This window comes from Paraburkholderia sp., from assembly GCF_035656215.1.
Taxonomy (GTDB): Bacteria; Pseudomonadota; Gammaproteobacteria; order Burkholderiales; family Burkholderiaceae; genus Paraburkholderia.
The window spans coordinates 1-10,006 of record NZ_DASRSY010000042.1 but is presented as its reverse complement, the minus strand read 5'-3'; the positions used below and the strand labels follow the sequence as shown (position 1 = coordinate 10,006).

At 61.6% G+C, this 10,006-nt stretch carries 10 protein-coding genes and 1 pseudogene; 8 read left to right on the top strand and 3 right to left on the bottom strand.

The features are described 5' to 3' along the window. The coding region (locus VFE81_RS02215) for a hypothetical protein (protein WP_325043024.1) at window positions 1-191 on the top strand (191 nt) is incomplete at its 5' end. Here VFE81_RS02215 and VFE81_RS02210 read toward each other — a convergent pair. Further along, the gene (locus VFE81_RS02210; protein ID WP_325043023.1) at window positions 178-954 is read right to left on the bottom strand and encodes an enoyl-CoA hydratase; all 777 of its coding nucleotides are present in this window, start codon (window positions 952-954) and stop codon (window positions 178-180) included. The two genes, VFE81_RS02215 and VFE81_RS02210, sit on opposite strands and share 14 nt — an antisense overlap. Window positions 955-1,086: 132 nt before the next feature. Here VFE81_RS02210 and paaN point away from each other — a divergent pair, with 132 nt between their 5' ends. From paaN to paaK, 5 genes are all read left to right on the top strand, one after another. Further along, window positions 1,087-2,787: a phenylacetic acid degradation protein PaaN gene (gene paaN / locus VFE81_RS02205; protein ID WP_325043022.1), complete on the top strand. Its 1,701-nt coding sequence runs from the start codon at window positions 1,087-1,089 to the stop codon at window positions 2,785-2,787. Window positions 2,788-2,913: 126 nt separating this feature from the next. Further along, window positions 2,914-4,116 carry a 3-oxoadipyl-CoA thiolase gene (pcaF, locus tag VFE81_RS02200; RefSeq protein ID WP_325043021.1) on the top strand — a complete coding sequence of 401 codons (1,203 nt, stop codon included), beginning with the start codon at window positions 2,914-2,916 and terminating at the stop codon, window positions 4,114-4,116. A 58-nt stretch (window positions 4,117-4,174) separates the two neighbouring features. Further along, window positions 4,175-4,966, top strand: a complete 792-nt coding sequence (gene paaG / locus VFE81_RS02195) for a 2-(1,2-epoxy-1,2-dihydrophenyl)acetyl-CoA isomerase PaaG (RefSeq protein WP_325043020.1) — start codon at window positions 4,175-4,177, stop codon at window positions 4,964-4,966. A gap of 1 nt (window position 4,967) precedes the next feature. Then, window positions 4,968-5,429 carry a hydroxyphenylacetyl-CoA thioesterase PaaI gene (paaI, locus tag VFE81_RS02190; protein WP_325043019.1) on the top strand — a complete coding sequence of 154 codons (462 nt, stop codon included), beginning with the start codon at window positions 4,968-4,970 and terminating at the stop codon, window positions 5,427-5,429. 139 nt (window positions 5,430-5,568) lie between these two features. Continuing rightward, window positions 5,569-6,873: a phenylacetate--CoA ligase PaaK gene (gene paaK / locus VFE81_RS02185; RefSeq protein ID WP_325043018.1), complete on the top strand. Its 1,305-nt coding sequence runs from the start codon at window positions 5,569-5,571 to the stop codon at window positions 6,871-6,873. Window positions 6,874-7,167: 294 nt separating this feature from the next. Here paaK and VFE81_RS02180 read toward each other — a convergent pair whose 3' ends face one another. Further along, window positions 7,168-8,292: a murein transglycosylase A gene (locus VFE81_RS02180; RefSeq protein ID WP_325043017.1), complete on the bottom strand. Its 1,125-nt coding sequence runs from the start codon at window positions 8,290-8,292 to the stop codon at window positions 7,168-7,170. Window positions 8,293-8,528: 236 nt separating this feature from the next. Further along, window positions 8,529-8,903, bottom strand: coding sequence for a Co2+/Mg2+ efflux protein ApaG (gene apaG / locus VFE81_RS02175; protein WP_325043016.1), 375 nt, complete (start codon window positions 8,901-8,903; stop codon window positions 8,529-8,531). Between the two features lie 278 nt (window positions 8,904-9,181). On the opposite strand from apaG, the gene rpe reads away from it, so the two are divergent. Further along, on the top strand, window positions 9,182-9,865 hold the full coding sequence (gene rpe / locus VFE81_RS02170; RefSeq protein WP_325043015.1) for a ribulose-phosphate 3-epimerase: 684 nt from the start codon (window positions 9,182-9,184) through the stop codon (window positions 9,863-9,865). Window positions 9,866-9,902: 37 nt separating this feature from the next. Then, window positions 9,903-10,006 (top strand): annotated as a pseudogene (locus tag VFE81_RS02165) (phosphoglycolate phosphatase); the annotation flags it as partial.

The following is a 10,006-nucleotide window of genomic DNA, read 5'->3' as shown; positions in this document are numbered from 1 at the left end:
TGGAGAACTTTCGCTACGCCGTCAACAGGTTTTTCCAACTTTCTCAACCCGCTCACTTCGCGCAAAGCCTTGCCACTGCTGGCTCTCCCGCTTCCCGTGCCCCGGCGTCCGGAGCACGAAAGAGCGAGATTCTAGCGAGCCACACCCCGCCTTGCAAGCGTTATTTTGACAAGCGTATTACCGATGCTTGAAAACCGGTTTGCGCTTCTCAACGAACGCGGCCATTCCCTCCTTCTGATCCTCTGTAGCGAAGAGCGAATGGAAGAGGCGGCGCTCGAAATGCACGCCTTCTGCGAGCGTCGTTTCGTACGCACGGTTAACCGATTCCTTGACCATCATCACTGCCGGCAGCGGGAATTCAGCAATGGTCGCGGCCGCAGCCACCGCCTCGTCAAGAAGGGAAGCCGCGGGAATCACGCGCGAGACCAATCCGGCGCGCTCGGCCTCGGCGGCATCCATGAAACGGGCGGTCAGGCAGAGGTCCATCGCCTTTGCTTTTGAGACGGCCCGCGGCAGTCGCTGCGTGCCGCCTGCGCCCGGCATGATGCCGAGCTTGATTTCAGGCTGACCGAACTTCGCAGTGTCAGCGGCAAAAATAATGTCGCACATCATTGCCAACTCGCAACCGCCGCCAAGCGCGAAGCCCGCCACCGCGGCAATGATCGGCTTGCGGATGGAGCGCACCGTTTCCCAGTTGCGAGTGATGTAGTCGCCTTTGTAGACATCCATATAGGTGTAGGTCGCCATCATGCCGATGTCAGCGCCGGCGGCAAACGCCTTCTCGCTGCCGGTCACCACGATCGCACCAATCGCTTCGTCGGCATCGAACTCGCGTAGCGCTGCACCCAGTTCGTCCATCAAGGCGTCGTTCAGCGCGTTCAGCGCCTTCGGGCGATTCAACGTGACTAAACCGACCCGCCCTCGCGTCTCAACCAGAATGTTCTCGTAAGCCATGCCGCCTCCTAATGGTTAATGCTGCGCGAAAACGCTTCGCGCAGCCGTCTTAATAATGCTACCATTCACCAACCAACCGGTCGGTCAATTATTCGACAGGCTTTTCCCAACGTACAGCTAAGCCCCTCTGCCATGACACATCCGCTATTCACCAAGCACGAAGACACGCTGCAAAAGGCACTCACCGCGGTCGAAACGCGCGGCTACTGGAGTCCGTTCGTCGAGATGCCCAGTCCGAAAGTGTACGGGGAAACAGCTAGCGCAGACGGCGAAGCCGCATTCAAAGCGCACCTGAACAAGACGTTCGAATTGGACCAGCCGTCGACCGGGGAAACCGTCGGCGCTGAAGTCTCGCCGTTCGGGTTCCCGCTTGGCGTACGCTATCCGAAAGCCGATCCTGCCGCGCTGATCACCGCAGCGGCCGCCGCACAGCGCGACTGGCGCGTAGCCGGTCCGCAAGCGTGGATCGGCGTATGCCTCGAAATCCTCGCGCGCGTGAATCGCGCCAGCTTCGAAATAGGCTACAGCGTGATGCACACGACCGGTCAGGCATTCATGATGGCCTTCCAGGCCGGCGGCCCGCATGCGCAAGACCGTGCACTCGAAGCGGTCGTGTACGCGTGGGATCAACTGCGCCGTATTCCCGCCAATGCCCACTGGGAAAAACCGCAAGGCAAAAATCCGCCCCTTGCGATGCACAAGCGCTACACCGTCGTGCCGCGCGGCACAGGCCTCGTGCTCGGCTGCTGCACCTTCCCGACGTGGAACGGCTATCCGGGCCTCTTCGCTGATCTGGCAACAGGCAACACAGTCATCGTCAAACCGCATCCGGGTGCGATTCTGCCGCTCGCGCTGACCGTGCGAATCGCACGTGAGGTGTTGCGCGAAGCCGGTTTCGATCCGAACGTCGTTACGTTGCTAGCCACGGAACCGAATGACGGCCCGCTCGTCCAGGATCTGGCGCTGCGCCCTGAAATCAAGCTCATCGACTTCACGGGCAGCACACAAAACGGTACCTGGCTTGAACGCAATGCGCATCAGGCTCAGGTCTACACCGAAAAAGCCGGAGTCAACCAGATCGTGATTGACTCCGTGGACGACATCAAAGCCGCCGCCCGCAATATCGCCTTCTCACTCGCGCTGTACTCGGGTCAGATGTGCACCGCGCCGCAAAACATCTACGTTCCACGCACCGGCATACGCACCGCTGAAGGCACGCTCGGATTCGACGAGGTTGCTCAGGCTCTCGCCGGCGCCGTACAAAAACTGGTTGCCGACCCGGCCCGTGCTGTCGAACTCCTCGGCGCGATCCAGAACGAAGGCGTAACCCAACGCATCGAGGAAGCGAGCAAGCTTGGTCGCGTTCTCGTGGAAAGCCAATCGCTCGAACATCCGGCGTTTGCCGGCGCCCGCGTGCGCACACCGCTCGTGCTCCAACTAGATGCTGCCACTGACCATGCGCAGTTCACCAAAGAATGGTTCGGCCCGATCTCGTTCGTGATCGCGACGGACTCGACGGCGCAGTCGCTCGACCTTGCTGGCGCAATCGCCGCCGAGCACGGCGCGCTGACACTGTCGATCTACAGCACGGATGAAGCCGTGCTCGCAGCGGCGCACGAAGCATCGATCCGCGGTGGCGTAGCACTCTCGATCAATTTGACGGGCGGCGTTTTCGTCAATCAGTCCGCGGCCTTCTCCGACTTCCACGGCACGGGCGCAAACCCGGCAGCAAATGCCGCGCTGGCCGACGCAGCCTTTGTCGCGAACCGCTTCCGCGTCGTTCAAAGTCGCGTTCATGTTGAACCGAAAGCGGCACCGGCGGTAGCTGGCTGAATGGCATAAGACAAAAGCACGGCTTTCATCCTATGCCGTTCGGCCGAATAGACCGAGTTGTGCGCCCCAACTAACATGAGACATCGGATCGGCACGTCTCGCCGATCCGTCCCAGTAGGAACCCACATGAACGACGCCTTCATTTGTGACGCAATTCGCACGCCAATCGGCCGCTATGGCGGCGCCCTGAAGGATGTCCGCGCCGACGACCTCGGCGCGGTGCCGATCAAGGCGCTGATCGAGCGTAATCCTGGCGTGGACTGGCAGGCCCTCGACGACGTGATCTATGGTTGCGCCAATCAGGCCGGCGACGACAACCGCAACGTCGCCCGTATGTCTGCCTTGCTGGCAGGCTTGCCCACAGATGCGCCCGGCGCAACCATCAACCGCCTGTGCGGCTCGGGCATGGATGCGGTCGGCACTGCTGCTCGCGCCATCAAGGCTGGCGAAGCGCGGCTGATGATCGCCGGCGGCGTCGAAAGCATGACGCGCGCGCCGTTCGTGATGGGCAAGGCCACCAGTGCGTTTTCACGGCAGGCCGATATTTACGACACGACCATTGGCTGGCGCTTTATCAATCCGCTGATGAAGCGCCAATACGGCGTCGATTCGATGCCGGAGACCGCGGAAAACGTCGCCGTCCAGTTCGGCATAAGCCGTGCGGATCAGGACGCGTTTGCGCTATCGAGCCAGCAAAAGGCAGCCCGCGCGCAGCGCGATGGCACTTTGGCTCAGGAAATCGTCGGCGTTGAAATTGCGCAGAAGAAGGGCGACCCCGTACGCGTGACGCTCGACGAGCATCCGCGCGAAACATCGCTCGAAAGCCTCAGTAAGCTCAAGGGCGTGGTCCGCCCCGACGGCAGCGTGACCGCGGGCAATGCATCGGGTGTGAACGACGGCGCGTGCGCACTGCTGCTCGCGAATCAGGAAGCGGCCGATCAATATGGATTGCGTCGCCGCGCACGCGTGGTGGGCATGGCAACGGCGGGCGTGGAGCCGCGCATCATGGGTATCGGCCCGGCGCCGGCCACGCAAAAGCTGTTGAAGCAACTGAACATGACGCTGGACCAATTCGACGTGATCGAGTTGAACGAAGCCTTCGCCTCCCAGGGGCTTGCCGTCCTGCGCACCCTCGGTCTGCGCGACGACGATCCGCGCGTCAATCCGAATGGCGGAGCGATTGCGCTCGGCCACCCGCTCGGCGCATCGGGCGCACGTTTGATCACCACCGCGCTTTACCAATTGGAGCGGATCAACGGCCGCTTTGCGCTTTGCACGATGTGTATCGGCGTGGGTCAAGGCATCGCCTTGGTGATCGAGCGGCTCTGACACGAACCCCGCTTCGCTCACCGCCTAACCGGTCAAAGAGACTTTGAGGAGACACCCAATGTCATATGAAGCGATTCGTCTCGACATCGATTCATCGAGCCACGTAGCGACCATTACGCTAAACCGCCCGGACAAGCTCAATAGCTTTACGCGCGCAATGCACCAGGAACTAAGCGCCGCACTCGACCAGGTCGAAGCGTCCGGCGCCCGTGCGCTCGTGCTGACCGGCGCAGGCCGAGGCTTCTGCGCGGGACAGGATCTCGCGGATCTCGACTTCACGCCGGGCGCCATGACCGATCTGGGCGAACTGATCGACGCGCATTTCAATCCGCTGATTCGCCGCCTGCAAAGACTGCCACTACCCGTGATTGCCGCAGTCAACGGCACGGCAGCCGGCGCGGGCGCCAATCTCGCGCTGGCTTGCGATCTCGTGCTTGCCGCTCGTTCAGCCAGCTTCATCCAGGCATTCGTAAAGATCGGTCTCGTGCCGGACTCGGGGGGCACCTGGTTCCTGCCGCAACGCGTCGGCATGGCCCGCGCCTTGGGTCTCGCCATCACCGGCGACAAACTGAGCGCGGAGAAAGCTGAAAGCTGGGGACTAATCTGGCAAACGGTTGGTGACGCCGAGCTAGCCGCCACAGCAAGCAAACTCGCGGCACAACTGGCACAGCAACCCACACGCGCCATCGCCGCGATCAAGCAGGCAATGCGCGCGGGCACGACGCAGACACTGGATCAGCAGCTCGATCTCGAACGCGATCTGCAACGTGAACTTGGTGCGTCCCACGATTACGCGGAAGGCGTACAAGCATTCGTGGAAAAAAGCGCGCCGCGCTTCGAGGGTCGTTGATATGTCCGCACAACCGAACCACCCCGCCCAGATGACACCCGACGAACTCGCTCGCGCAACTGCAGCCGCCATGTACGAAAACGACGCGTGCAGCCGGGCGCTCGGGCTCGAAATCGTAGAAGTACGCCCAGGGTATGCGCGCCTGCGCATGGCCGTGCGCGACGACTTCCTGAACGGTCATCAGATTTGCCACGGCGGCCTGATTTTCACGCTCGCTGATTCGACGTTCGCTTTCGCGTGCAACACGTACAACATCAACACCGTCGCAGCCGGATGCTCAATCGAATTCCTGCGACCGGTACAAGGCGGCGACGTGCTGACGGCTGAAGCGGTCGAGCAAACGCTGAGCGGCCGCACTGGAATTTACGACATTCGCGTCACGAATCGCGCAGAGGAGACCGTGGCGATGTTTCGCGGCAAATCTGCGCAGATCAAAGGCAACTTGATTCCTACGGGCGACTGAACAACAAATTGAGCAGCTGAGTCGCGGCGCGTCTGCGACACATTCGCAGCACCTACATAGATAGCAGCAAGCCCACGGTTTTTGCGCGCAAGCGCACCACACACCAGACTCAAGCATTGAGGCAGCAAGGAGACATTCGATGACCACCGCCCTCCCGCTCGATCCCATCGAGACAGCCAGCCGCGACGAACTTGCCGCGCTCCAACTCGAACGGCTCAAATGGTCGCTGAACCACGCTTATGAAAATTCGCCGGTCTATCGGCGAAAATTCGATGACGCCGGCGTCCACCCGAGCGAAGTGAAGACCCTCTCGGATCTGGCGCGCTTTCCCTTCACCACGAAGAAGGATCTGCGCGACAGCTACCCGTTCGGCATGTTCGCAGTGCCGCAGGAACAGATCTCGCGGATACACGCGTCGTCCGGGACGACGGGCAAGCCGACGGTCGTCGGCTACACAGCACGCGATATCGATACGTGGGCGAATCTCGTCGCACGTTCGATCCGTGCCGCAGGCGCGAAGCGCGGTGACAAGGTTCACATCAGCTACGGCTACGGTTTGTTCACCGGCGGCCTGGGCGCACACTACGGCGCCGAACGCGCGGGGCTGACGGTGATCCCGTTCGGCGGCGGCCAGACTGAAAAGCAGGTGCAACTGATTCAGGACTTCCGGCCTGACATCATCATGGTGACGCCGAGCTATATGTTGTCGATCGCCGACGAGCTCGAACGGCAAGGCATCGATCCGGCGAATTGTTCGCTGCGCCTCGGCATCTTCGGCGCGGAACCGTGGACCAACGACATGCGCCAGGCGATCGAAAAGCGCATGGGCATCGACGCTGTCGATATCTATGGTTTGTCTGAAGTAATGGGACCTGGCGTCGCTTCGGAATGCGTCGAGACCAAGGATGGCCCGACCATCTGGGAAGACCATTTCTATCCGGAGATCATCGATCCGGAAACCGGCGAAGTGCTGCCGGACGGCGAGCTCGGCGAACTGGTCTTCACATCGTTGACCAAGGAAGCGCTGCCGATCGTCCGTTACCGGACGCGGGATCTGACGCGCCTCTTGCCGGGCAGCGCGCGCACCATGCGCCGGATGGAAAAAATCACGGGCCGTTCGGACGACATGATGATCGTGCGCGGCGTCAACGTGTTCCCCACGCAGATCGAAGAATTGCTGCTCAAGCAGCACGCCCTCGCGCCTCACTATCAAATCGTGCTAACCAAGGAAGGCCCGCTCGACGTACTGACGCTGAACGTCGAGCCCTGCCCGGAATCGGCGCCGGATACTGCCGCACTGAGTACGGCGAAGCAGGCGTTGACCTATGACATCAAGGCGCTGATCGGCGTGAGCGCGATCGTGAACGTGCTGGGTGTGAACGGCATCGAGCGTTCGGTAGGCAAAGCGCGGCGAGTGGTGGATAAGCGGAAGTCGGGGCTTTAAGCAAAGCGCCAAAACGCCGAAGGTTGATGGTTGGCAACGGAGCTGATCGGCGTCAGCCCTGCTATCAAATGTGCGGGCCGTGAACGCGGATTAAACCGCAAGATGAGCGAAGCACGGTAGGTGGCGGACAAGCGGAAGCAGAGACAGAGACAGAGCTAGCGGCAGCGGCAGCGGCAGCGGCAGCGGCAGCAGTATCTGGAAACAGTGCCGCTAACGGATGCCACATGTCGGGCAAATTAGCCACGCGGCGGGTCTCAGCCAAAAATCAGGAAACCCGCCCCCTGCCACCAACCCTCACGAATTCGGCAGCAACAACCACATCCGGCCGCCCTGCTTCATCTTCCCGGCCAAATCGCCGGCATCGTCGCCGAGACCCCAGAAATAGTCCGCGCGCACGCCGCCCTTGATTGCGGAGCCCGTGTCCTGCGCGAAGACGAGGCGATTCATCGGTGAATTCGTCAACGGACGCGTGGTCTGCAGGAACACCGGCGTCCCAAGTGGAATCGAAGTCGGATCCACCGCGATCGAGCGCTCCGGCGTCAACGGCACACCTAGTGCGCCGATCGGACCATCCGCCCCGCCGCTCGGCGCACTCTCGCCGGAGGGCATCTCGCGGAAAAACACGAAGCGCGGATTGATATCGAGCAGCGCGTCGACCCGCGTGGGGTTCGCGCGCGCCCATGCCTTGATACCCTGCATGGTTGCCTGTGCCGGCGTCAGTTCCCCGCGATCGAGCAGCCATCGGCCAATCGACTTGTACGGCTGATTGTTCGTGCCGCCAAAGCCAACCCGCATCACGCTGCCGTCTTCCATCACGACGCGCCCGGACCCCTGCACTTGCAGGAAGAAGGCTTCGATCGGATCGTCGACCCACACGAGTTCATTGCCGTTGAGCACGCCCGCACGCTCGAGTTGCGCACGCGTCGGCAACTGAGCGCCCGCGCGATAACCGGATGGCCAGCGGTACAGCGCCGTCTGATACACGCCATGCCGCGTGCGCGAACCGCGCAGCAACGGCTCGTAGTAGCCGGTGACGAGACCATCGAGCGTGCCGTCGTTGTTGGCTAACTGGAACGGCGTGAAATACGCCTCAAAAAACGCGCGCGCACTGGTGACGTCCAGATCGTCGATCTGCGAGGCCGCTGCGCATGCGCGAGCCCAATTCGGTTGACGCGCAAGCCTCACGCAGTTTTGCCGCAACGCAGCCGTTGCGCCGATCAGCGAATCGTCCTGCCAGCCTGGCACCTGCTGCCACGCTACCGCTGTGAGTCGCGTCGCGGCGATCTGCCCGGGTATGATCGCGGCACCCGTGGGGGGCGAAACCGAAGGCCGGACCGCGCTGCCGCCACCGCAGGAAGCCAGCATTACCGCAACCGAAAGCGCTCCGAGCCATGCTCCGGCCGCGCGGACAAAACGCATACAATGTTCGTTCTTGATGGAAACCGCCATGTCTGATCTGTTCGACGAATACCCGATGCTCATCTTCGCGCTGGAATCGCTCCTCGCGCTCTTCCTGCTCGTCTTTATCGTTGTATGGACGTCGTCCGGCAAGAAAAAGGCCGCGCGCGCCGCCACCAATGAACAGCAAAAGCAGCAAAAATCTCAGTAAAGCTGCGCCGTAAAGCTTCTTAAAGACCGCCAGCCACGCCTGCGGTTCAATGCAAAGTACGCGGCATACGCAGAATGAACTCGGGCACGGGTGCGTCAAAGCGCTCGCCGTCCTCCGCCACGCAGAAATAGTCACCGCGCATGGTGCCGACAGGCGTGGCGATCACGGCCCAACTCGTATATTCGAAGTGCTCGCCCGGTTTGAGCAGCGGCTGATGCCCGACCACGCCCAGCCCCTTTACTTCCTGCACGTTGTTGTCGCTGTCGGTAATCACCCAGTGACGCGCAATCAACTGTGCGGGCACCTGGCCACTGTTACGGATAGTCAGCGTGTATGCAAACGCATACTGGCGGCGCTCCGGGTCCGACTCTTCGGGCAGGTACTGCACCTGCGCCGAGACGCTGAATTCGTACTGGCTCATCCTGATTCCGGTCTGGTGAAACGGGGTGTAAAAAATCGCGGGAAGCCCCGAACGCCAATGGTTTGCGGGCGCATTGGCGAAGCAGCGCTTATGGATTGGCATTCTGCTTGATGCGCGGCACGCCCGCAACCGGACAAATCCCTCTGGCCAAGGGCCGCTAAGGCGTTTTGTCACTTTTGCCGCGCGTTTCGGGAGCCAGCATCAAACCGCCCGCGAACCGGTTCAGCAGCGCACAAAACGGTAAAATGGCGTTTTCCCGCTTGCATCCGCCCCCCGCCATGACGCAATTCCGCATTGCCCCCAGCATTCTGTCCGCCGATTTCGCCCGTCTCGGCGAAGAAGTCCGCAACGTTGTCGCCGCCGGCGCCGACTGGATTCACTTCGACGTGATGGACAACCACTACGTGCCGAACCTGACGATCGGCCCGCTCGTCTGCGAAGCGATCCGTCCGCACGTGGACGTGCCGATCGACGTGCACCTCATGGTGCGCCCGGTCGACCGCATCGTGCCGGACTTCGCCAAGGCCGGCGCGAACCTGATCAGCTTTCATCCGGAAGGCTCGGACCATATCGACCGCACGCTGTCGCTGATTCGCGATCATGGCTGCAAGGCCGGCCTCGTGTTCAACCCGGCCACCTCGCTGAACCATCTGGACTACGTGATGGACAAGGTCGATCTGGTGCTGATCATGTCGGTGAATCCGGGCTTCGGCGGTCAATCGTTCATTCCCGAAGCGCTCATCAAGCTGCGCGAAGCGCGCAAACGGATCGACGCCTACAAGGAAAAAACCGGTCGCGAGATTCATCTCGAAGTGGACGGCGGCGTGAAGGTCGACAATATCGCCGAAATTGCAGCAGCAGGCGCGGACACGTTCGTGGCAGGCTCAGCGATCTTCGGTGCGCCGGATCACAAGGTGGTGATCGACAAGATGCGCGCCGCACTCGCCAACATCGAGCACTGATCGAGCACCACTCGTTCACCGGGATCCCGCACTGAACATGACGACTTCATACCCTGCTCCGACCTTCAACGGCCCGCGCCTGCAAGCCGCGATCATCGATCTGGACGGCACGATGATCGATACCGCCGACGATTTCACTGC